The 21,730-nt window shown below is 69.0% G+C and carries 22 protein-coding genes; 3 read left to right on the top strand and 19 right to left on the bottom strand.

The window, feature by feature from the left end; all coding sequences use genetic code 11:
* Positions 1-28: 28 nt before the first annotated feature.
* From FKO37_RS12815 to FKO37_RS12740, 16 genes are all read right to left on the bottom strand, one after another.
* Entirely contained in the window at positions 29-463 is a 435-nt protein-coding gene (locus FKO37_RS12815) for a DUF2550 domain-containing protein (protein WP_037815359.1), read from the bottom strand.
* Between the two features lie 27 nt (positions 464-490).
* Positions 491-856, bottom strand: coding sequence for a F0F1 ATP synthase subunit epsilon (locus FKO37_RS12810; RefSeq protein WP_037815362.1), 366 nt, complete (start codon positions 854-856; stop codon positions 491-493).
* Positions 857-970: 114 nt separating this feature from the next.
* The gene (gene atpD, locus FKO37_RS12805) at positions 971-2,398 is read right to left on the bottom strand and encodes a F0F1 ATP synthase subunit beta (protein ID WP_037715400.1); all 1,428 of its coding nucleotides are present in this window, start codon (positions 2,396-2,398) and stop codon (positions 971-973) included.
* Positions 2,398-3,336 carry a F0F1 ATP synthase subunit gamma gene (locus FKO37_RS12800; RefSeq protein ID WP_037815364.1) on the bottom strand — a complete coding sequence of 313 codons (939 nt, stop codon included), beginning with the start codon at positions 3,334-3,336 and terminating at the stop codon, positions 2,398-2,400. The genes atpD and FKO37_RS12800 overlap by 1 nt, the downstream gene beginning before the upstream one ends.
* Positions 3,337-3,347: 11 nt before the next feature.
* Positions 3,348-4,985 (bottom strand): F0F1 ATP synthase subunit alpha, encoded by a 1,638-nt coding sequence (gene atpA / locus FKO37_RS12795; RefSeq protein WP_043832102.1) that lies wholly within the window; start codon positions 4,983-4,985, stop codon positions 3,348-3,350.
* Between the two features lie 54 nt (positions 4,986-5,039).
* Positions 5,040-5,864, bottom strand: a complete 825-nt coding sequence (locus FKO37_RS12790) for a F0F1 ATP synthase subunit delta (RefSeq protein WP_037815368.1) — start codon at positions 5,862-5,864, stop codon at positions 5,040-5,042.
* A gap of 6 nt (positions 5,865-5,870) precedes the next feature.
* Complete coding sequence (locus FKO37_RS12785; protein WP_037815370.1) at positions 5,871-6,425, bottom strand: F0F1 ATP synthase subunit B; 555 nt, start codon at positions 6,423-6,425, stop codon at positions 5,871-5,873.
* A 28-nt stretch (positions 6,426-6,453) separates the two neighbouring features.
* Entirely contained in the window at positions 6,454-6,708 is a 255-nt protein-coding gene (locus FKO37_RS12780) for an ATP F0F1 synthase subunit C (RefSeq protein ID WP_037815373.1), read from the bottom strand.
* Between the two features lie 58 nt (positions 6,709-6,766).
* A complete protein-coding gene (atpB, locus tag FKO37_RS12775; protein ID WP_037815375.1) occupies positions 6,767-7,552 on the bottom strand; it encodes a F0F1 ATP synthase subunit A in 786 nt (261 codons plus the stop codon).
* A 384-nt stretch (positions 7,553-7,936) separates the two neighbouring features.
* Complete coding sequence (locus FKO37_RS12770; protein ID WP_037815377.1) at positions 7,937-8,437, bottom strand: hypothetical protein; 501 nt, start codon at positions 8,435-8,437, stop codon at positions 7,937-7,939.
* Positions 8,438-8,488: 51 nt separating this feature from the next.
* Positions 8,489-9,646, bottom strand: coding sequence for a glycosyltransferase family 4 protein (locus tag FKO37_RS12765; RefSeq protein WP_037815379.1), 1,158 nt, complete (start codon positions 9,644-9,646; stop codon positions 8,489-8,491).
* Between the two features lie 91 nt (positions 9,647-9,737).
* A complete protein-coding gene (locus tag FKO37_RS12760) occupies positions 9,738-10,388 on the bottom strand; it encodes an L-threonylcarbamoyladenylate synthase (RefSeq protein WP_037815380.1) in 651 nt (216 codons plus the stop codon).
* Positions 10,389-10,496: 108 nt separating this feature from the next.
* Positions 10,497-11,693: a hypothetical protein gene (locus FKO37_RS12755; protein WP_238604472.1), complete on the bottom strand. Its 1,197-nt coding sequence runs from the start codon at positions 11,691-11,693 to the stop codon at positions 10,497-10,499.
* Positions 11,694-11,808: 115 nt separating this feature from the next.
* Entirely contained in the window at positions 11,809-13,821 is a 2,013-nt protein-coding gene (locus FKO37_RS12750) for a M6 family metalloprotease domain-containing protein (protein WP_238604471.1), read from the bottom strand.
* A gap of 449 nt (positions 13,822-14,270) precedes the next feature.
* Positions 14,271-15,137 (bottom strand): peptide chain release factor N(5)-glutamine methyltransferase, encoded by an 867-nt coding sequence (prmC, locus tag FKO37_RS12745; protein ID WP_037815384.1) that lies wholly within the window; start codon positions 15,135-15,137, stop codon positions 14,271-14,273.
* A 75-nt stretch (positions 15,138-15,212) separates the two neighbouring features.
* Positions 15,213-15,557 carry a MerR family transcriptional regulator gene (locus tag FKO37_RS12740; protein ID WP_037815386.1) on the bottom strand — a complete coding sequence of 115 codons (345 nt, stop codon included), beginning with the start codon at positions 15,555-15,557 and terminating at the stop codon, positions 15,213-15,215.
* Positions 15,558-15,613: 56 nt separating this feature from the next.
* On the opposite strand from FKO37_RS12740, the gene FKO37_RS12735 reads away from it, so the two are divergent.
* Positions 15,614-16,348: an alpha/beta fold hydrolase gene (locus FKO37_RS12735; RefSeq protein ID WP_037815388.1), complete on the top strand. Its 735-nt coding sequence runs from the start codon at positions 15,614-15,616 to the stop codon at positions 16,346-16,348.
* On the top strand, positions 16,348-17,121 hold the full coding sequence (locus FKO37_RS12730) for a TIGR03619 family F420-dependent LLM class oxidoreductase (protein WP_037817409.1): 774 nt from the start codon (positions 16,348-16,350) through the stop codon (positions 17,119-17,121). Before FKO37_RS12735 ends, FKO37_RS12730 begins: the two co-directional genes overlap by 1 nt.
* Positions 17,122-17,216: 95 nt before the next feature.
* Here the strand turns inward: FKO37_RS12730 and prfA are convergent, their stop codons facing one another.
* On the bottom strand, positions 17,217-18,287 hold the full coding sequence (gene prfA, locus FKO37_RS12725; RefSeq protein WP_037817408.1) for a peptide chain release factor 1: 1,071 nt from the start codon (positions 18,285-18,287) through the stop codon (positions 17,217-17,219).
* A gap of 81 nt (positions 18,288-18,368) precedes the next feature.
* Positions 18,369-18,596 (bottom strand): 50S ribosomal protein L31, encoded by a 228-nt coding sequence (gene rpmE / locus FKO37_RS12720; RefSeq protein WP_037817406.1) that lies wholly within the window; start codon positions 18,594-18,596, stop codon positions 18,369-18,371.
* Between the two features lie 233 nt (positions 18,597-18,829).
* Between rpmE and FKO37_RS12715 the strand changes: the two genes are divergently transcribed.
* Positions 18,830-19,354, top strand: coding sequence for a hypothetical protein (locus FKO37_RS12715; RefSeq protein ID WP_037817404.1), 525 nt, complete (start codon positions 18,830-18,832; stop codon positions 19,352-19,354).
* A 108-nt stretch (positions 19,355-19,462) separates the two neighbouring features.
* On the opposite strand, the gene rho is transcribed toward FKO37_RS12715, so the two are convergent.
* The gene (gene rho, locus FKO37_RS12710; protein ID WP_238604470.1) at positions 19,463-21,469 is read right to left on the bottom strand and encodes a transcription termination factor Rho; all 2,007 of its coding nucleotides are present in this window, start codon (positions 21,467-21,469) and stop codon (positions 19,463-19,465) included.
* Positions 21,470-21,730 lie beyond the last annotated feature (261 nt).

Here is a 21,730-nt window from a genome sequence, read left to right as displayed (position 1 = left end):
GTGGAGACACGATGGCGGGCCGGAAAAATCACGAAGCCCGCGGCAGCCTTCGACCAGGCGGGGCCGATTCGAGCCACGACAGGAACCCGGTCAGCGCGCCCGGTCCCATCGCGATTTCGATCGCTTCCTGGTCCGAGGATTCGCACCGCAGCACCGTCGAGCCCTCAGGCACCGCGTACGCCTCCGAACCCGACGGGTCCCGCCGGTCGGCGATCTGCATGCTTTCCCGCTGGAACACGCGGTCCGGACCGGTGCGCAGGCTCCACACGCGGTACCAGACGAACTTCTCGCCCTCGTACCGGCCGAGGCCGAGATGCCAGCTCGACCGCGGGCTGTCCGGACGCCACCGCAGCGCCACGCTGACGCCGCCGCCGCGGCGCATCCGGATCCACCGCTGGCCGTACCAGCCGACCACGACGACGAGCACGATCAGGAGCACTAGCACCACCACAGCGATCTGCACGGCCCGGCTCCTGCCCGTCTAGTCCGCTCAGACCGATTGTCCAGCCGCGCGGAGCTGGGCCGAAGCCCTCGTCCGCTCGGCCTCGTCGCCGGTGCTGAGGGCTGCCTTCGCGGCGGCCACGTCGATTTCGTCGGACAGTTCCGCGCTCTCCGCGAGCACGCTCACCCCGGTCGCGGTCACGGACAGGAACCCGCCGTGCACCGCCGCGGTCAGCACGTCGCCGTCCGTCGTGGTCACCTTCACCACGCCACCCTCGACGAGCTGGCCCAGCACCGGCTCGTGTCCGGGCATGATGCCGATCTCGCCCTCGGTGGTCTGCGCCACCACGAAGGCGGCGGTACCCGACCAGAGCCGGCGCTCGACGGCAACCAGCTCCACGGACATCTCAGCCACGTAGCACTCCTTCGCTCGGGGTGTCACCACCGAGTGTAATAGGTCTTGCTTCGGTTACGAGAACGGCGGGGGCCGATGTCCACAATGGACAGTGCCCCCGCCGGTCTCACGCACTCACTTGCCGGTGATCTCGTGGTACTTCTTCTCGAGGTCCTCGAGCCCGCCGATGCCCAGGAACGCCTGCTCCGGGTAGTGGTCGAAGTCGCCCTTGGTGATGCGGTCGAACGACTCGATCGTCTCGGCCAGCGGCACGGTGGAGCCCGGGATCTGCGTGAAGGCCTCGGCCACCAGCATGTTCTGGGACAGGAACCGCTCGATCCGGCGCGCCCGCTGCACGGTCAGCTTGTCCTCTTCGGAAAGCTCGTCCATGCCGAGGATCGCGATGATGTCCTGCAGCTCCTTGTACTTCTGCAGGATCCGGATGACCTCGGACGCGACGCGGTAGTGGTCCTCGCCGACGATCGCCGGGTCGAGGATCGTCGACGTCGACGCCAGCGGGTCCACCGCCGGGAAGATGCCCTTCTGGAACACCGACCGGGAAAGCTCGGTGGTGGCGTCCAGGTGGGCGAACGTCGTCGCCGGGGCCGGGTCGGTGTAGTCGTCCGCGGGCACGTAGATCGCCTGCATCGAGGTGATCGAACGGCCTCGGGTCGAGGTGATCCGCTCCTGCAGCTGGCCCATCTCGTCCGCCAGCGTCGGCTGGTAGCCCACGGCCGAAGGCATGCGGCCCAGCAGGGTCGACACCTCGGAACCGGCCTGGGTGAACCGGAAGATGTTGTCGATGAACAGCAGCACGTCCTGGTTCTGGACGTCGCGGAAGTACTCCGCCATGGTCAGCGCGGACAGCGCGACGCGCATACGCGTGCCCGGCGGCTCGTCCATCTGGCCGAACACGAGGGCGGTGTCGTTGATGACGCCGTCCTCGGACATCTCCAGGAAGAGGTCGTTGCCCTCACGGGTGCGCTCGCCGACGCCGGCGAACACCGACGTACCGCCGAAGTTCCGGGCGACACGGGTGATCATTTCCTTGATCAGCACCGTCTTGCCCACGCCCGCGCCGCCGAACAGGCCGATCTTGCCGCCCTGCACGTACGGGGTCAGCAGGTCGACGACCTTCAGGCCGGTCTCCAGCATCTCCGTCTTGCCCTCGAGCTGGTCGAAGGGCGGCGGGTTGCGGTGGATGCCCCAGCGCTCGAGGTCCTCGCCGTAGCCGGGCTCGTCGAGGCACTCGCCGAGCGCGTTGTAGACGTGGCCCTTGACCTTGTCGCCCACCGGGACGGTGATCGGGCCGCCGGTGTCGGTGACCTCCGCACCGCGGACGAGGCCGTCCTGCGGCTGCAGCGAAATCGTGCGCACCAGGTTGTCGCCGAGGTGCGCGGCGACCTCGAGGGTCACCGTCTTGCGCAGCTGCTCGAACTCGATGTCGACCTTGAGCGCGTTGAACTGGTCGGGAACGGAACCGCGCGGGAACTCGACGTCGACGACCGGCCCGGTCACCGAGACGATGCGCCCCTTGGCGCGCGGGGCTTCAGTACTGGTCATCAGTCATCACTTCCTGCTGCGGTGAGCGCGTTCGCGCCACCGACGATTTCGGAGATCTCCTGGGTGATCTGCGCCTGCCGGGCCTGGTTCGCCTCCCGCGTCAGCGTGTTCACCAGTTCGTTCGCGTTGTCCGACGCGGCCTTCATCGCCGTGCGGCGGGCGGCCAGTTCGGACGCCGCGGACTCGAGCAGCGCGGAGTACAGCCGGGTGTTGATGTACTTCGGCAGCAGCGCGGAGAGCAGCTTGTCGGCGCTGGGCTCGAACTCGTAGCTCGGCAGCAGGCCGGCAGGCTTCTCGTCCTCGCCGTCGGAGTACTCGACTTCCAGCGGCGCGACGCGCTTGGCGACCGGGCGCTGCGTCAGCATCGAGACGAACTCGGTGTAGACGACGTGGATCTCGTCCACGCCCGTGATGCCGTCCGCGTTGCCCGAGGCGTCGTCGACCCCGGCGTTGAAGGACTGCACCAGCGTCTCGGCCGCGGTGACCGCGTCCGGGTAGGCAGGCTGGTCGGAGAAGCCCGTCCAGCTGCCCGCCACCGCGCGGTTGCGGAACCGGTAGTAGTTCAGGCCCTTGCTGCCGGTGGTGTAGACGTCGACCTCCTTGCCTTCCTTCTTCAGGAGGGCAAGCAGCTCTTCGGTCGCCTTCAGCACGTTCGAGTTGTAACCGCCGCACTGGCCCTTGTCACTGGTGACGACCAGGACGGCGGCGCGCTTCGGGTTCGGGCGCTCGACCAGGAGCGGGTGGTCGAGGTTGGCCGCCGCGCCGGCCAGCGCCGAGAGCACCTTGGTGATCTCGTCCGCGTACGGCCGGGAAGCGGCGACCTTCGCGCGCGCCTTGGTGATGCGCGCGGTGGCGATGAGTTCCATCGCCTTGGTGATCTTGCCGATCGACTTCGTCGCCTTGATGCGCGAGCGAAGCTCCCGGAGTTGTGCGGCCATGGGCTACCAGCTCACTTCTTCGGGGCGGGCTTGTTGACCTTGACGGTCTCCTGCCCGACCTTCTCGGCGGCCATCGCGTCGGCGTTCGACTCGAGCGGCTTGCCCTCGGAGGTGGTGAACTCCTTCTTGAACTCGTTCACCGCCGCGATCAGCGCGTCGCGGGTGTCGTCCTCGAACTTGCCGGTGTCGCGGATCGCGCCCAGCACCTCGGCGTGCTTGCGCTTCGCCGAGTCGAGGAACTCGAGGTTGAAGCGGCGCACGTCCTCGGTCGGGACCGAGTCGAAGTAGCCGTTCGTGCCCAGGTACACCGTGGCGACCTGCTCCTCGACCGGGACCGGCGAGTACTGCGGCTGCTTCAGCACCTCGTACAGCCGGGCACCGCGCTCCAGCTGCGCCTTCGACGCGTCGTCCAGGTCCGAGGCGAAGGCGGCGAACGCCTCCAGCTCGCGGTACTGGGACAGGTCGATGCGCAGCGAGCCCGCGACGTTCTTCATCGCCTTGACCTGCGCGGCGCCACCCACGCGGGACACCGAGATGCCCACGTCGATGGCCGGGCGCTGACCGGCGTTGAAGAGGTCCGACTGGAAGAAGCACTGGCCGTCGGTGATCGAGATGACGTTCGTCGGGATGTAGGCCGACACGTCGTTGGCCTTGGTCTCGATGATCGGCAGACCGGTCAGCGAGCCCGCGCCCAGCTCGTCCGAGAGCTTCGCGCAGCGCTCGAGGAGACGGGAGTGCAAGTAGAAGACGTCGCCGGGGAACGCCTCGCGGCCCGGCGGGCGGCGCAGCAGCAGCGAGATCGCGCGGTAGGCGTCGGCCTGCTTGGTCAGGTCGTCGAACACGATCAGGACGTGCTTGCCCTCGTACATCCAGTGCTGGCCGATGGCCGAGCCGGTGTAGGGGGCGATCCACTTGAAGCCCGCCGAGTCCGAGGCCGGGGCCGCGACGATGGTGGTGTACTCCATCGCGCCCGCGTCCTCGAGCGCCGACTTCACCGAGGCGATCGTGGAGCCCTTCTGGCCGACCGCGACGTAGATGCAGCGAACCTGCTTCTTCGGGTCGCCGGTCTCCCAGTTGGCCTTCTGGTTGATGATCGTGTCCACCGCGACCGCGGTCTTGCCGGTCTTGCGGTCGCCGATGATCAGCTGGCGCTGGCCGCGGCCGATCGGGGTCATCGCGTCGATCGCGGTGATGCCCGTCTGCAGCGGCTCGGACACCGGCTGGCGCTCGACCACCGAGGCGGCCTTGAGCTCCAGCGCGCGGCGGCCGGTGGTCTCGATCTCGCCGAGGCCGTCGATGGCCTGGCCGAGCGGGTTGACGACCCGGCCGAGGTAGCCGTCGCCGACCGGCACCGAGAGGACCTGGCCGGTCCGCTTGACCTGCTGGCCTTCTTCGATGCTCTCGAAGTCGCCGAGGATCGCCGCGCCGATGGAGCGCGCGTCCAGGTTCAGCGCCACGCCAAGGACGCCGCCCGGGAACTCGAGCAGCTCGTTGGCCATGGCCGAGGGCAGCCCTTCGACGTGGGCGATGCCGTCACCGGCGTCGGCGACGACGCCGACCTCTTCCCGCTCCACCGAAGGGGCGTAACTCGAGACGTAATTCTCGATCGCGTGGGCGATCTCGTCCGAGGAGATCGTCAGCTCCGCCATTTCGTTCCCGCTCTCGCTTCTGTTCTGTCCAGTGTGCAAAGTCTGTTGTGCCGCTCAGGCCCGGCTCAGCGTGCGGCGCACCGCCGCCAGCTGCCCGGAGGTGCTGCCGTCGATGACCTCGTCCCCGACGCGGACGACGAGGCCGCCGCCGAGTGCCGGATCGATCTCGACGTGCAGCGCGATCGGCCGCCCGTAGATGCCGTCGAGCTTGGTCCCGAGGAGGGCCCGCTGCTCGTCGGTGAGCGCGTTCGCCGAGGTCACGTACGCGACCGAGCGTTCGCGCCGCTCCGCGGCCAGCGCGACCAGCTTGTCGAGCCCGTTGCCGATGCCGCGCCCCTTGGCGCGTTGCACGGCCTGCTCGACCAGGGTCTCGACGACCGCGTCGACCTTGCCCGCGAACAGCCCGCGGACCAGGGTCCGCTTCGCGTCGGCGGGAGCGCTCAGGTCGGACAGCGCCGCCTCGAGTTCCGGGGCGCCCGCGACGATCCGCGCGACCTGGAACAGCTGAGACTCGACGGTTTCGATGTTCCCGGCCTTTTCGGCGGCGGTGAGCAGCGCCGAACGGCCGACCGACTCGAGCCCGTCCACCAGCTCGCGGGGACTGGACCAGCGGCTGCCCGCCACGGTGTCGAGCACCTTCAGGGCCTGCTCGCTCAGCTTTCCGTCGAACAGGCGGCGGACCAGGCCCTGGCGGCTCTCCGGAGCGACCGAAGAATCGCCGACCGCGCGGCGCAGGCCGATTTCGCGGTCAAGGAGGTCGACGACCGAGAGCAGCTCGTCCCCGACCTTCGCGGGGTCAGCGCCCGCTCCGGCCAGCACCTCGCCGAGCGAGCGCTCGGCGAGGTCGAGCGCTTCACGGCTCGCAGCATGCAGCGTCATCTCTGGTTACTTCCCCGCTCCGTTAGTGGCACCGGCGGTGTCCAGCTCCGCGAGGAACCGGTCGACGGTGCCGCGACGGCGCGCCTCGTCCTCGAGCGACTCGCCGACGATCCGGCCGGCCAGCTCGACCGCGTTGCGGCCCATTTCGGCCCGCAGCTCGGCGACGATCTGCGCCTTCTGCGCCTGCAGCTGGGCGTGGCCCTGCGCCACGATCCGCTGGGATTCGGCCTCGGCCTGCTCCCGCAGCTCCGCCTTGATCTGCTCGGCTTCGAGCCGGGCGTCGTCGCGGATCTTCGCGGCCTCGGAACGGGCGTCCGCCAGCTGCGCCTTGTACTCCGACAGCGCCTTCTCGGCCTCTGCCTGAGCCTTCTCGGCCTTCTCGATCCCGCCTTCGATCTTCTGCGCCCGCTCCTCGTACGTCTTCTCGAAACGAGGGACGACGTACTTCTTGAGGATGAACAGCAGGATCAGGAAGGCGACGATGCCGAGGATCAGTTCCGAGGGCTCCGGAACGATCGGGTTGTGGGCTTCTGCCGCTAGCACCACTTCGGTCTTCAGCACAACGTCTCCTTACGCGAGAGCGGACGACTCAGGCGGAGGCGATGAAGTAGATGACGATACCGATCAGGGCCAGCACCTCGGTGAGCACGAAGGTGGCGTAACCGATGCCCTGCAGCTTGCTCTGGGCCTCCGGCTGGCGCGCGGTGCCGTTGATCACCGCGGCGAAGATCAGGCCCACACCGATGCCGGGGCCGATCGCGCCCAGGCCGTAGCCGATCGCGGCGAGGCCCTTGTTGATGCTGACGGCTTCGGCGGCCTGCTGGGCCAGAACGATGTTGCTCACGTGCGTTTCCCTTCACTTCGGTCCGCGCACTCACGCGGATCGGGGTCTTTAGGTGTTCTCAGTGCTCCGACGCCAGCGCGGCGCCGATGTACCCCGCGGACAGCAGGGCGAAGATGTACGCCTGGAGGCACTGGATGAACGCCTCCAGGAACGTCAGGCCGATGGCGAAGATCCACGCCACCAGCGACACCGGCTTCAGCGCGATGCTCGAGGTCTCGGTCAGCAGGAAGGTGCCGCCGAGGGTGAAGACCGCCAGGATCAGGTGACCCGCGAACATGGCGGCGAAAACACGGATGGCGAGCGTGAGCGGGTTGAGGAAGAACTTTTCCGCGAACTCGATCACCGCGAACAGCGGAAGCACCGGACCGGGGACCCCGGCGGGCGCGAGCTCCTTCTTGAAGTACGCGCGGACGCCGTGCTTCTTGATCCCGGCGTAGTGGTACATCGGGTAGACCACGAGCACCGACAACGCGATCGGGAACCCGAACCGCGCCATGGTGGGGAACTGCAGCAACGGGATGACCCCGTAGAGGTTGTTCAGCAGGATGAAGGTGAACAACGCGAAGATGACCGGCACGAAGCGCTGGAAGTCTTTCGAGCCGATCTGCTCGCGGGCGATGTTGTTGCGCGCGAAGTCGTAGATGCCTTCGGCCACGAACTGGCCTTTGGTCGGAACGACCTTCAGCTTGCGCGTCGCCAGCAGGAAGTACCCCGCGATGATGATCACCGAGAGCACCACCAGGAGCATCGGCTTCGTGACGAAGCCGAACAACGGCGGCAGCTCAAAGCTTTCGGCGCCAGGGGGCGCGAAGGTCGCACCCTCGGTCAGTACCAGCGCGGCCACTGGGCTCCTCCCGGTTCTCCCGGCCGGCGTTCACTCCGCCGGGGGAATCGTCACGATCTGGACTTAACGTACCCGATACGCATCGGGACGCCGGAGGCGGCGGTACCCACCGTGCGCGGAGCCAAACACCGGTCTGCGCTCGAGGGATGTCTCGCGTGAACACTGCCCTGCGGTCTACTTCGGACCAGCCGGTGAGAGAGGCGGAACCATCCGGTCGCCACACTGCTGATCGCGGTTCGTCGTCGGGAGTGCGCGGCCGAGGCCGCCACCCATGACGCGGACCATACCAGCAGGTCAATCACTGCCGTACAGGCGTACTCCTTACCAGCCGAACGGTCCAGGACCTAAGTCCCGGATCCGGCTGGGACCCTTGTCCCGAATCCGTCAATTCGAGGCGGGAATGATGGTCGGGATACGCGCTTTGCGGAATGTCGCGAACTCCACAGCGGCCGCTACGAGAATGGCGACGATCATCGTGATCCCGAGGGAAAGCGGGTGCAGCACGGTGACGCCCTTGAGCAGAGTGAGCGCGAGGAACAGGAGGATGACCTTCGCCGCGTAGCCGCCGAGAGCGATGAGCATCACCAGCGAGGGGTCCTGTCCGGCGGATACCTTCATCATGCCCAGCGTCGACAGCGAGGCGACCATCGCCAGCACGCCGCCGACCAGGGCGCCGAGGAAGCCGTGCAGTCCGTTGAGGACGGTGAAAAGCACAATGCAGACCAGGATGAACGGCGGCGTGAACAGCAGCGAGGCGCGCGTCATCGAGCGCGCGAGCTGGCGCACCGGAGCGGCGTGCGGGTTCTCCGCGGAGGACGCAGCTTTGGCCTGAGCCGTGGCCTGGGACGTCTCGGGCGTCGTCTCCGGCGTCTCGGTGTCGCTCACTGCAATCGCTCCTCGTTCGGTTCGACCCGCCAGTATAGACCGCCCGCGGGCTCAGACGCCGTGGCGGTGCCGGGAACGCAGTCGCGGCACGAGAGAAACGAGCACCGCGACCACCAGTGCGGCGGCAATCGCCCAGAACACGACCGGGCTGTCGAAAATCGTGATGGAGACCGCTCCGAAAGAGAGAATTCCGGCCCACAAATAGATCAGCAGCACCGCGCGCCGTTGCGAATGGCCGATTTCCAGCAGCCGGTGGTGCAGATGCATTTTGTCGGCGGCGAACGGGCTCTGCCCGCGCCGCGTGCGCCGGACGACGGCCATCACGAGGTCGAGCACCGGCACGAAAAGCACGGCCACGACGACCACCAGCGGGGACAGCAGGGCGAGCGCGTCCGAGGCGGAGAACCGGGTGTAGTTGACCCGTCCGCTCGCCGACGTGGTGGCCCCGGCGAGCATCAGCCCGATCATCATCGATCCGGAGTCGCCCATGAAAATTTTGGCCGGCTGGAAGTTGTACGGAAGGAAACCGAGACAGGCCCCGGCGAGCGCGGCGGCGATGAGCGCGGGCGGGTACGCGCCGAAGTCGCCGCCCGCGTTGTCGAGCAGGCCGATCGAGAACGCGCAGGTGGCCGCCGCGGCGATGAAGCCGAGCCCGCCGGCCAGCCCGTCGAGGCCGTCGACGAAGTTCATCGCGTTGACCATCACCACGACCATCACGACGGTCAGCAGCGCGCCCTGGTTCTTGTCCAGCACCAGCACCGAGCCGATGGAATCGCCGTTGCCGCCCCACGGCACCCAGAACGACACCCACTGCACGCCGAAGATGACGAGGATCCCGGCGCACATGACCTGTCCGGCGAGCTTCGTCCACGCGTCGAGTTCGAACCGGTCGTCCAGGATGCCGATGAGCGAGATGACGCCCGCCGCGAGCAGCACGCCGACCGCGTCGTAGGAGACGTCGAAACCGTGGCTGAGCGCGGGAAGCTGGTGCGCGAGGCCCATCGCGGCGGCGATCCCGAGGTAGATGCCGACGCCGCCCATCCGCGGGATCGGCTTGACGTGCACGTCGCGCGCGCGGGGGTTGGCGATCGCGCCGATCCGGATGGCCACGCGCCGCACGACGCCGGTCAGCAGATAGGTCACCGCGGTCGCGGTCAGCGCGACGAGCAAGTACTCCCGGATCGGGAGAAGTCCTTGGACTACAGGCATGACCGCGTCACGCCCGCCGGGAGGTCGGAGTCACCGCGCCACGCTACCGCGCCCGCGTGCGGCCACGGTGAACGGCAGTCACTTCCGCGGCTCAGTCCAGCGTCTCCTCGGCGACGCCGATCACCTCGGCGATGGCCGCCTTCGTGACCGCGCCCTCGCGCAGCACCAGCGGCTTGTCGCCGGTCAGGTCCACGATGGACGAAGCCACCGTTTCCCCGCTCGACCCGCCGTCGAGGTACACCGACACCGAATCACCGAGCTGCTCCTGCGCGTCTTCGACGGTCGAAGCGGGCGAACGCCCGGAGACGTTCGCGCTCGACACCGCCATCGGGCCGACGTCGCGCAGCAGCTCGAGCGCGACCGGGTGCAGCGGCATCCGCAGCATCACCGTGCCGCGCGAGTTGCCGAGATTCCACTGCAGACTCGGCGCGTGCGGCAGCACGATCGACAGGTCGCCCGGCCAGAACGCCTCGATGAGCGCCCGCGCCTGCGGCGGAACGCCGAGCACCAGACCGTCCACAGTGGACCAGGAGCCGACGAGGACGCCGACCGGCATGTCCGGGCCGCGGTTCTTCGCCCGCAGCAACGCCTGGACGGCGCCGGAGTCGAACGCGTCCGCACCGATGCCGTACACCGTGTCCGTCGGCAGGACGACCAGCCGGCTCGACCGCACCGCGGCGGCCGCCGCGGACAGGCCTTCGGCTCGGGATTCGCGCTTGCCGCAGTCGTAGACCGCACTCATGCCGCGAAGCCTATCCCCCGCCGCCCCGGGCGGGCGCTGCCGAGGTACGTGAGGGGAACCCTGAAGGAATCAGAGTCAATGCGGGTTCCCCTCACGGACAGTCAGCGGTCAGGCGCCGTAACTGGCCTGCTTCACCGCGAACACGTTGCGGTTTCCCGCGCCCTCCTGCAGCGACCACAGCAGATCCGCGTCCTTCGGGTCCTCCCAGTACGAAATGCTCTCCCCGCTGCTCACCCAGGCGTGCGTGGCCGGGCCGGCGGTCGGGGTCCAGTAGTAGAGCTGCTTCGCGGCGGACGAGTTGAACCACCAGCGGCCGTTGTGCGAGGCGACGCCGTTGAGGTTGTACCAGGGCAGCTTCAGCGCCTGGCTCGCCGTCGTGGAGGCGGCGAACGTCGTCGCTCCCGAGGCGAACGGGAAGCGCACCGCGCGCGGGGCGCGGTTCGGGTAGTCGGTGCAGTCGGCCTTGCAGGTGTACTCGGTCATCACGATCGACTTGCTGACCCGGTCCAGCGAGATGCTCGACCAGACCAGGTTCGTGCCGGACGTCGTGTGCGCGGCGACCGTGCCCACCTGCGGCAGCACGTAGCGGTAGTTGTGCGCGTAGTACTGGCCGCCGGACAGGCCGATCTGGTCCGCCGTGCCGCCCGAGTTGACCTCGAGGATCTTGCGCATGTCGAAGACCCGCATGCCGCCGCCGGTGTCGGCGACGTACAGGTAGTCGCCGTACCAGGAGACGCCGCCCGCGTGGATCGGGATGTCCTTGTAGTTCGGCGACGCGTTCGTGCCGGTCGGTTCGACGAGCAGGATCTTGCGGTACTTGTTCGGGTACGTCGCGTCCCAGTCGGCGAGCGTGATCCGGCTGCGGACCTGTTTGCCGCCGCATTTGTCGCGCGTGTACCAGCTGACCGCGACGAGCTGGTGCCCGTCGTAGTTGCCGCCGTTGTCGCCGCCGACCGCGTCGCGGCTGGTGGTGATGCCCTGCGGGTAGTTGGTGCAGTCGCTGTTGTCGCCGTCGTCGAACCGGAAGCCGCCGGTGAGCCCGGCCGGTTTGAAGGTGGACGGCAGCGCTTGGCGGTCGTGGTTCGCGTTGTCCATGACGGTGTGCACCGGCACGGTGTGCAGCTTCCCCGCGAGGCCGGAGTAGACCGCGTCGTACTTGTGGTAGTCCGAGGTCAGCGTGTACTCGCTGGCCGGGAGGGTGGTCGGTCCGGCGGCGGCGGACGCGCTGGTGGCGCTCGCGGTGAGCGCGCTGGCGGCGATGAGCGCCGCTCCGCAGCCGGCGGTGATGCGATGACGCAAGAACATGGACTCCCCCAGAAGTCTGATTGTTCGGCCGCCTCAAGGTAGGGGGTCGCTCGATTCAGGGCAACCCGGTCGAAAGGCGCCATCCGCCGTTCGGACGGATGACGCCTTTCGTGGCTCAGAACCCGATCGCGGTACAGGCGGTCGTCGTGGTCTTTGCCGGGTCGGCGATCGACGTCGCGGTCAGCCGCACGCGAGCGGTGTGCGGTGCGCCCGCCGAGCGTTTCGCGTACGCCTGGATTTGCGTCGAGCCGCCGAACTTGGCGGTGGCCAACGCGTTCGGGAGCCGGACTTCCCAGCCGCGGGTGTCGGTGGACGCGGTCAGCCGGTAGGTGTCCTGGTCGTACGGGGCTGCCGCGCCGCGTGCCGAACCCTGGTTCGACAGGCGGAAGTCGCAGGTGGCGAGGCCGCCGCGGGCGAACGCGGGCAGTGCGGGCCACAACCACGCGCCGCGCGCCTGCGGTCCGGCGCCGTCGAGCGACGCGACGGTGACCGTGTACGACAGCACGCCGCGGCTGTCGCGGTCGAGGTCGGTGACGAGGAACCGCAACCGGTTGGCCTCGTCGGTGTACTCGTAACCGCTGGACGCGCCGGTGCCCGCCTTGAACGTGGCGTCGTTGAGCTGCCGATAGTCGCCGACGGTGATCTTGACCGGGGTGCCGTCCGGGCGGACGTAGTCGGTCAGGCCGATGTCCTGCGGGTTCGCGTCCACGATCCATTCGAACGGCGCGGCGTCGCGGCTCTTGGTCTTGGCCAGCAGGACACCGGAGTCCGGGGCGAACGAGTCCGAGCCCATCCGGTCGACGACCTCCACGCTGTAGTGGTCATATCCGCCGCCGTCGCACTTCGGGTCCTTCGCCGGATCGCACTTGGGCGAACGGTCCCCGCCGGTGAGCGCGATCGTGATGCCCGCGTACGCGCCTTGCTCCGGCACCGCCTCCCGGGCGGTCACGCGGGCGGTGACCGGACCGGTCGTGGCGAGCTGGTTCCGGTCGAGGTTCAGGACGGACTTCGGATCGACGATGCCGAGCTTGAGTTTGTTGCGCAGCATGTGGTGCGCGCCCATCGAACCGCCTTCGGTCGCCGGGATCTGCCAGCGCGTGTGCGGGCCGCCGGGACCGTTGAAACTGCCGCGCGACAACATTTCCCACGGTCCGGTGTAGGACCGGCGGGGCGGATCGCCGAACGGGTTGTTGTAGTTGTCGCCGATGCCGAGGATGTGGCTGAACTCGTGCGCGAACACGCCCTGGCCGGAGCTTTCCGCCTGCGTCGAGGATCCGTTGGCCGCGTTGGGCCAGATGGTCGACGCCGACGCCCACGACGTCCATGGCACGTATCGCGTGTGCGCCCAGTTCTGGTCGCCCGGTTTGCTGCCCGGCGGGCCGAATTCGGCGGGCACGTTCTCCTTCGAGCCGAATTTCATCTCGCCGAATTCCTGCCACGTCGAGCTTTCGTCCTGGCCCGCGGAAAGGAAGAAGACGAAGTCGAACTGGTCGGCGACCGGACCGACGTCGGCGCGCCACGCGTCGCCCGCGTCCTTGCGCAGGTCCCGGGTGCAGTCGGCGTCCGCCGGACAGTCCTGCGGCTGCATTTCCATGCCGTACTCGAAGGATTTGCCCGGCATCCGGTAGGGGCCGAACGCGGTGAGGTCGACGCCGAACCGGCCGCCGGAGTCCTCCATCCAGTACTCGTTGATGGTGTGGCCGTGGTTGAGGGTTTCGGGTTTGTTGAGGAAATCCTGGTAATGCTGCGCGACTTTCTCGCGCGGCAGATTGCTGGCCGACGGCGACGGATTGCCGAAGACGGTCGAATGCGGCGGCTTCGTGACCACGAAATCGGCGTCCGGGTAGTCGGCGAGCACGACAGCGCCCTTGAACTTGCGCACGGTCGGCTTGAGCGACGGGTCGGCCCAGTTGGTGCCCGGGACGTGGCGGTAGTCCTGCCAGGTCATGCTCGCCTGGTCGGCCCAGTGCGCGGAGTCCAGCGGCGCGGGCCAGCCCCGCCCGATCGGATCAGCCGCGGCGGTCCCGGCGAGCAACGCGGGAGCCAGCGCCGCGACCGCCACGACGACCGCGACACGGCCGCGCCTCGTGCGGGTGCGGTGATTCCGGCGGGGTAAGGGGGATCTCATCGTCGCTCCTCACTTCTCCGCCGGTCCGCCCGGCGGTCCCGAGGCCCGACGCTAACGGTGATCGTTAGGCGAGCGAACGAAATCCACCCCGCTGCCGCACGACGAAAGTCGGGCAAGACGAAGGCAAAGGTGCGAATGGCCCAGCGCGGGGGGTGGGCAGCAACGCGGGGAGTCTGTGAGGGGTCCCTTCACGGACGTCCGGGCAGGGCGAGGTTCGTGAGGGCCACCCTCACTGACGCTGATTCCTGCAGGGTTCCCCTCACGAACGCCTGCGGGCCGTGAAGGGCTCCCTCACGGACGTAGATTCCCTCAAGGAGCCCTTCACGGACATCCAGGCAGGGCGAGGTCCGTGAGGGCCACCCTCACGAACGCAGATTCCCCCAGGGTTCCCCTCACGACCCGCAACCGTCCGTGAAGGAGCCCTTCACGAGCGTTGCGCGAAGCGGGGCTCAGCCCAGTCGGCGAGCGGTGACGAACCGTGCGCGCCCGCTGTAGTCGGGGTGGTCCTCCACCCCGGTCAGCACCCGGCGCGCCCGGACCAGTGCGGGCACCGCTGAGCCATGCGTGTCGTCGTGTTCGATCGCCAGGCCGCCGCCCGGGCGCAGCAGCCGCGCACCGGCTGCGATCGCGTGCCGGATCACTGCCAGACCGCTTTCCTCCGCGAAGACCGCGCGGGCCGGGTCGTGTTCGCCTACCTCCGGCGGGACCGGGGTGCCCTCCGGGACGTACGGCGGGTTGCAGAGCACCAGGTCCACGAGACCGTCGAGTTCGGCGAACATCGTCGGATCCGCGATGTCGCCGGAGTAGAGCCGGATCGGGGTGTTGCCCGCCGCGGTGTGCACGTCGGCGTTGTGCCGGGCCCAGGCGAGCGCCTGCGGGTCGACGTCGACCGCGTAGACCACCGCGTCCGGGCGTTCGTGCGCGAGCGCCAGCGCCAGCGCGCCGGACCCGGTGCACAGGTCGACCACCACCGGGTATTCGCGGCCCTGGAGGAACTTCACGCCCCATTCGAGGAGCAGTTCGGTTTCCGGGCGCGGGACGAACACGCCCGCGCCGACGTTGACCGTGATGTTGCCGAGCGCGGCCCAGCCGGTGAGGTACTGCAGCGGGATCCGCTTGGCGCGCTGCGCGACGAGCTGGCCGATCGCGTCGATCACCGGCGGGTCGACCAGCGGCACCATCGGCAGCCTGCCCCGTTCGACGCCGAGTACGTGCGCGGCGATGAGATCCGCGTCCGACCGCGGCGATTCCACGCCCGCCTCGGTGAGGATCCGGGTGGCCTCCATGATGGCCAGGCGCAGCGGCTGCCGATTCACTGGTCGTCCTTCACTCGTCGAAACTGCCCCCGGAGGGGGTGCTGCCCAGCGTATCGACCCCCGGCCGCGCGGGGGTCACGCCTGGCCGAGATATCCGGACAGGACTTCGCGCCGCTGGGCGAGATCCCCGATCCGCCGGTCCACCTCGGCCAGTTCCCCGCGCAGCCTGCGCACCAGTTCCGGGCACAGGTCGAGGTGCGCGGCGGGTCCGCTCGCGCAGTCGAGCATCCCGGCGATCATCTCCGTGGTCAGGCCCGCGGCCAGCAGTTTCCGGATCTGGCACACCCGGACGACGGCCTCCTCGTCGTACACCCGGTACCCGCTCGTGTTGCGCTCCGAGGCCAGCAGGCCCTGTTCGCCGTAGTACCGCAGCAGCCGCGGCGCGACGCCGGTGCGCTGCGCGAGTTCGCCGATCAGCATCCGATTTTCTCCTGCTTCTGGCCTTCACACTGGTGTCAATCCTTAACGTCGCGAACATGACAGAACATTTCGCGCCCCTCGTCGCCGGACAGGGCCCCGGCCTGCTGCTCGCCCACGGCGCGGGCGGCGGCGTGACCGCCAATTTCGGTCCGCTGCTGGACGATCTCGCCCGCACGCACACCGTGGTCGGGGCCGATTACCCGGTCGCGGGCGGCACACTCGACGAACTCGCCGACGGACTGGTCGCGACCGCCGTCGACGCCGGGGTCGAGAAGTTCGCCGTGCTCGGCTACTCGCTCGGCACGGCCGTCGCGGTCCGCGTGGCCACCAGGCATCCCGAGCGCGTGACCGGCCTCATCCTCACCGCGGGCTTCGCCCGGCCGGACGCGCGGATGGAACTGGCGCTGGATGTGTGGGCAGAGCTGCTGAAAGGCGACCGCACTCTGCTTGCCAAGTATTTGATGCTGACCGCGGTCAGCGAGCCGTTCCTTGCCGCACTGACGCCGGAGCAGGTCGCCGAGGCGGTCGCCGGGTTGGCCGCGTCGGTGCCCGCGGGGACGGCGAAACAGGTCGAACTGGTCCGGAAGGTCGACACCCGGGCGGAACTGGCGGCAATCGCGGTCCCGACGCTGGTGATCGCCACGACGCTGGACTCCCTCGTGCCGCCGAGGCATTCGCAGGAGCTGGCCGACGGGATTTCCGGCGCGGAGCTGGTCGAAATCGCATCCGGGCACGGCATCGGCGAGGAAGCGCCGGAAGCCTGGCTCACCGCGATCCGGAAGGTGCTGTAATGAGCCGCCAGGTGGTCCTGCCGAACGAGTCGCCCGACCTGACCCCGCGCCGCCTCGCCGATCTCGCCCGGCTGGCTGAGGAGCTGGGGTACGAATCCGTGTGGCTGCCGGACCACGTGCTGCCGCCCGAGCCGTTCGGCGAGGTCTTCGGCGGCGTGTACGAACCGCTGGCGACACTCGCCTACCTGGCCGCGGCGACCGAACGCGTGCAGCTCGGCACGTCCGTGGTGATCGTGCCGCTGCGCGAACCGCATTTGCTGGCCAAACAGGCCGCGACGATCGACCGGCTGTCCGGGCACCGGCTGGTGCTGGGCGTCGGCGCGGGGTGGAACGAGCCGGAGTTCGCGGAGATCGGCGCGGATTTCCCCCGCCGCGGCGCGACCCTGGACGAGACGCTTTCCTTGCTAGATCAGCTGTTCACCACCGGGCGAGGCCGATCCGGCGGGTATTTCGAACCGCGGCCGGAGGGCCGGATCCCGATTCTGGTCGGCGGGAATTCGACGGTCGCGCTGCGCCGAGCTGTCCGGGCCGGAGACCAATGGCTCAGCGCGGGCCTCTCACCGGAGGTTTTCGCGGAGCGGGTCGCGAAGCTGTCCCAGCTCGACCCGGAGCGGCGCGTGCGGCGGATCGCCAGGCAGCAGTACGACGAAGAAACTGCCGTCGAGACCTACCGTGCGTACCGGGACGCCGGGGCGGACGCGGTGGCCGTGCATTTCGGGGATGACAAGGGATACGAGGAACGGATGACGGCGTTCGCCGCGGCGACCTCGTGAGTGCCTGACCCAAGGAAAACCGCGGCCGCCGATTCCATTGTGGACGGACAGCGCGCCGCTCGGATTGCTTGGCCTGGCACCGATTTCGGTGCTGGTCAGCCCGACTGAGCGGCGAGCCGTTCCTCCCGGTCGGCCGAGGCCAGCGCGTCCAGCACCCCGTCCAGTTCGCCGTCGAGGACCTGGTCCAGGTTGTACGCCTTGTAGTTCACCCGGTGGTCCGAGATCCGGTTCTCCGGGAAGTTGTACGTCCGCACCCGCTCCGAACGGTCCACCGTCCGGACCTGCGAACGGCGCGCGTCCGACGCCTTCGCCGCGGCCTCTTCCTCGGCGACCTGCTGCAGCCGGGCCTGCAGCACCTGCAGCGCCCGCGCGCGGTTCTGGATCTGCGACTTCTCGTTCTGGCACGACACGACGATCCCGGTCGGCAGGTGGGTGATCCGCACCGCCGAGTCGGTGGTGTTGACGCTCTGCCCGCCGGGGCCCGACGAGCGGAACACGTCGATGCGCAGGTCGTTCGGGTCGATTTCGACCTCGACCTCTTCCGGTTCCGGATAAATCAGCACGCCGGACGCGGACGTGTGGATGCGGCCCTGCGATTCCGTCGCGGGCACGCGCTGCACCCGGTGCACGCCGCCCTCGAACTTCAGCCTCGCCCAGACGCCTTCGACGTCCGCGGTCTTGCTCTTGAGCGACAGCGTGACGTCCTTGTAGCCGCCCAGGTCCGACTCCGTCGAGTCGAGCACCTCGGCCTTCCAGTTGTGCCGCTCGGCGTAGCGCAGGTACATCCGCAGCAGGTCGCCGGCGAACAGCGCGGATTCCTCGCCGCCCTCGCCGGACTTGATCTCCATGACGACGTCGGAGCCGTCGTACGGGTCGCGCGGCAGCAGCAGTTCGGTGAGTTTCGCTTCGAGCTGCGGGATTTTCGCCGACAGCTCCTCGGCCTCGGCGGCGAACGCCGCGTCCTCGGTCGCCAGCTCCTTCGCCGCGGACAGGTCGTCGCGGGTCTGGTCCAGCTCGCGCACCGCACGCACGACCGGGCTCAGCTCGGCGTAGCGGCGGCCCAGTTTGCGGGCCCTGGCCTGGTCGGCATGCACCGCGGGGTCGGCGAGCTGCTGTTCCAGCTGTGCGTGCTCGTCGAGCAGCCCCTTGAGCGAACTCGAATCCACTTCGCCGTCTCCCTCTCGCGAACAGGCCCGGACAGAACAACGGCGCCCACCCGGGCGTGCGGGTGGGCGCCGTTGGACAAGCTACTTGGCGTCGGTCTTCTGCTGACGCTTGCCGTAGCGCTTCTCGAACCGGGCAACCCGGCCACCGGTGTCCATGATCTTCTGCTTGCCGGTGTAGAAGGGGTGGCAGTTCGAGCAGATCTCGACGTGGATCTGACCCGACTCCTTCGTGCTGCGGGTGACGAAGGTGTTCCCGCAGTTGCACGTGACGGTCGTGGTCACGTATTCGGGGTGAATACCGCTCTTCATGGTGTCCTCTCTCGTTGGCCCCGGGTCCCCAGTACGGGGTGAACCGGTGCCGGACTTCAGCGGGTCATTCTGCCAGACGTGCTGACAAGGGCTTCAACACACCCCGGTGACCAGGTATTCCGCCGCCGGTCGCGACCGTGGGTAGTGAAGGACATTCGCATTGTACGGATTTTGTACCCGCTGGCGTGAAGCTGGCCGAGTTCGTGAATCGCTCACTTTCTGGAGGTCCGGACATGCGCACGACCGACCTGCTCACCCGGCTCGCGAAGCCGGCCGCGGCGCTCGCCCTCGCCGCTTCCGCCGCGGTCTTCGCGCCTGCCGCGAATGCTTCCGGCGGCATCACCGCGGCGGACGTGAACCCCGCCGCCGGAACGTTCTCGGAGCTGTCCGAGGCGAACCTGACCGGGGCGGGCGACGGCACCCCGGCCGGTGCGGTCGCCTGGTACAAGGCGCACGCCGGAAGCACCGGGTGGGAGCACTACTGCGAGAAGGCCGCGGAGAATTCCTACGGCGTCACCGGGGTGTGGGCGTCGGCCAACGCACATTGGAACGGCGCCAGCCCGAAGCACACCAGCGGCAAACCGCCCGCCGGTTCGTTCGTGTACTGGAACATCAGCGCCTACGGCCACGTCGGCATCGCGGACGGCAACGGCGGTTTCTACGCCACCAGCGTCGGCGGCAAGATCGGCCACGGCAGCTCCACGAGCTACTTCAACAACTACCGCGGCTGGACCCCGGCCGCCGTCCCCCGCCACTGAGCTTTCTCCCCGCGCCACCTCCCCGGTGCGGGGAGAAGGACCGCTGGAAAAAGGAACCGGCCCGCCCCCGAGGTGATGGGGGCGGGCCGGTTCGCGTCGAGGCGAGACTCAGTCGTCGTCTCCGCCGCCGAGGGCGGTCTTCGAGACCTGCATCAGGAATTCGATGTTGGTCTTCGTCTTGCGCAGCCGCGAGATCAGCAGGTCGATGGCCTGCTGCGAGTCCAGCGCGTGCAGCACGCGGTGCAGCTTGTGCGTGACGGCCAGCTCGTCCGGCGAGAGCAGCAGCTCTTCCTTGCGGGTGCCGGACGGGTTGACGTCCACCGCCGGGAACACGCGGCGCTCGGAGATCTTGCGGTCGAGCTTGAGCTCCGCGTTGCCGGTGCCCTTGAACTCCTCGAAGATCACCGTGTCCATCGTGGACCCGGTCTCCACCATCGCGGTCGCGAAGATGGTGAGCGAGCCGCCGTTCTCGATGTTGCGCGCGGCGCCGAGGAAACGCTTCGGCGGGTACAGCGCGGTCGAGTCGACACCACCGGACAGGATCCGGCCGGACGCGGGCGCGGCCAGGTTGTAGGCGCGGCCGAGACGGGTGATCGAGTCGAGCAGGACGACCACGTCGTGGCCCATTTCGACCAGGCGCTTGGCCCGTTCGATGGACAGCTCGGCGACCGAGGTGTGATCGGACGGCGGGCGGTCGAAGGTGGAGGCGATGACCTCGCCCTTCACCGACCGCTGCATGTCGGTGACCTCTTCCGGACGCTCGTCGACCAGCACGACCATGAGGTGGGCCTCAGGGTTGTTGGTCGTGATCGCGTTCGCGATGTCCTGCATGATCGTGGTCTTGCCGGCCTTCGGCGGGGACACGATCAGCGCACGCTGGCCCTTGCCGACCGGCATGATCAGGTCGATCACGCGGGTCGTGAGCTTGTGCGGCTCGGTCTCGAGGCGCAGCCGCTCGTTCGGGTACAGCGGGGTCAGCTTCGTGAAGTCGGGACGGCGCTTGGCCTCGTCCGGCTCCAGGCCGTTGATCGAGTCGACGCGCACCAGCGGGTTGAACTTCTGCCGCTGCTGCTCGCCCTCGCGCGGCTGGCGCACGACACCGGTGATCGCGTCGCCGCGGCGCAGGCCGAACTTGCGGACCAGCGACAGCGACACGTACACGTCGTTCGGCCCGGCCAGGTAGCCCGAGGTGCGCACGAACGCGTAGTTGTCGAGCACGTCCAGGATGCCGGCGACCGGCAGCAGGACGTCGTCCTCGCGGATCTCGGTGTCGGGAGCGCCGCCCTCGCGCTGGCCGCCCCCGCTGCCCCGGCGGCGACGGTCGCGGAAGCGGCGCCCGCGGCGGCCGCCTTCCTCGTCGTCGTCCTGCGGGCCGTTGTTCCGGTTGTCGCGGTTGTCCTGCTGGTTCCGCTGCCGGTTGTCCTGGCGGTCCTGACGGTTGTCCTGGCCGCCGCGGTTGTCCCGGTTGCCGTCGCGGTTGTTGTCGCGGTTGTCGCGGCCGTTGTCCCGGTTGTCGCGGTTGTTGTCGCGGTTGCCGCCCTGGCGGTCGCCGCGCTGGTCGCGCTGGCCGTCGCCCCGGTTCGCGCCGCCGCGGCGGCGGCGGTTGCGGCCGCCCTCCTCGGACTGGCCGTCGGACTGGCCCTCGGAACGGTCGTGGCGCTCCGGGCGCTCCTGCGCGGCGGGCTTGCCGTCCTGCGCGGTCTCCGCCTTCGGGGCCTCGGCCTTGGGAGCCTCCGCCTGGACCGGCTCCGCCTTGGGCGCCTCGGTCTTGACAGCCGCCTCCGCCTTCGGCGCGTCGGCCTTGGCCCGGCGGGCGGGCTTCTCGGCCTTCTCCGCCTTGGCAGGCTCGCCGACGCCTTCGAGCGGCAGCGTGTCGGCCGCGGCGGTGCGCTTCTTGCTCTTGCCCTGGCGCTCGCGGATCGCGGCGATCAGGTCCCCCTTGCGCATGCCGGTGGTCTCGCCCACACCCAGTTCGCCCGCCAGCTGGCGGAGCTCGGCGATGACCATTCCGGACAGGCCCCCGGTGCGGCGCTTCGGAGCGGCCGCGGCCCCATTGGTCTCAGCGGCCGCGGCGGGGGTCTCCACGTCGCCGCTCAACAGATCGGTGTTGCTCACACATGTCCTTCCTGACCGATCCACGTTCCAGGTGGATCAGCGGACTGCCGCCGGTAGCGAGACGGCTTCTGCCTCCGATGCGGACGGCTCGCGCCCAGCCGTGCGAGACACAGCGAAGCGCCGCCAGCACAGGGTGTTTGCCCCCTCCGGACGGAGAAAGCGGAATTCGGCACCGCCGGAACCGGAAACCCGCCTGCGTCCCTCCGCCTCCCGCGTGCCGGGCGGTGCGGAATCGGCGGATCGACGAAGGATGCGGACCGG

The organism is Amycolatopsis sp. Poz14 (genome assembly GCF_006704225.1).
Taxonomy (GTDB): domain Bacteria; phylum Actinomycetota; class Actinomycetes; order Mycobacteriales; family Pseudonocardiaceae; genus Amycolatopsis; species Amycolatopsis nivea.
This window is presented reverse-complemented; position numbering and strand designations above follow the sequence as displayed.

Bases quoted from the DNA above. Each gene is read 5' to 3' on its own strand.
- atpA (WP_043832102.1), bottom strand. From the start codon at position 4,985: ATGGCGGAGCTGACGATCTCCTCGGACGAGATCGCCCACGCGATCGAG.
- FKO37_RS12755 (WP_238604472.1), bottom strand. From the start codon at position 11,693: ATGTTCTTGCGTCATCGCATCACCGCCGGCTGCGGAGCGGCGCTCATC.
- FKO37_RS12740 (WP_037815386.1), bottom strand. From the start codon at position 15,557: ATGCTGATCGGCGAACTCGCGCAGCGCACCGGCGTCGCGCCGCGGCTG.
- FKO37_RS12800 (WP_037815364.1), bottom strand. From the start codon at position 3,336: ATGGCCGCACAACTCCGGGAGCTTCGCTCGCGCATCAAGGCGACGAAG.
- FKO37_RS12760 (WP_037815380.1), bottom strand. From the start codon at position 10,388: ATGAGTGCGGTCTACGACTGCGGCAAGCGCGAATCCCGAGCCGAAGGC.
- atpD (WP_037715400.1), bottom strand. From the start codon at position 2,398: ATGACCAGTACTGAAGCCCCGCGCGCCAAGGGGCGCATCGTCTCGGTG.
- FKO37_RS12730 (WP_037817409.1), top strand. From the start codon at position 16,348: ATGAGCCGCCAGGTGGTCCTGCCGAACGAGTCGCCCGACCTGACCCCG.
- rpmE (WP_037817406.1), bottom strand. From the start codon at position 18,596: ATGAAGAGCGGTATTCACCCCGAATACGTGACCACGACCGTCACGTGC.
- FKO37_RS12750 (WP_238604471.1), bottom strand. From the start codon at position 13,821: ATGAGATCCCCCTTACCCCGCCGGAATCACCGCACCCGCACGAGGCGC.
- FKO37_RS12735 (WP_037815388.1), top strand. From the start codon at position 15,614: ATGACAGAACATTTCGCGCCCCTCGTCGCCGGACAGGGCCCCGGCCTG.
- FKO37_RS12715 (WP_037817404.1), top strand. From the start codon at position 18,830: ATGCGCACGACCGACCTGCTCACCCGGCTCGCGAAGCCGGCCGCGGCG.
- FKO37_RS12790 (WP_037815368.1), bottom strand. From the start codon at position 5,864: ATGACGCTGCATGCTGCGAGCCGTGAAGCGCTCGACCTCGCCGAGCGC.
- FKO37_RS12765 (WP_037815379.1), bottom strand. From the start codon at position 9,646: ATGCCTGTAGTCCAAGGACTTCTCCCGATCCGGGAGTACTTGCTCGTC.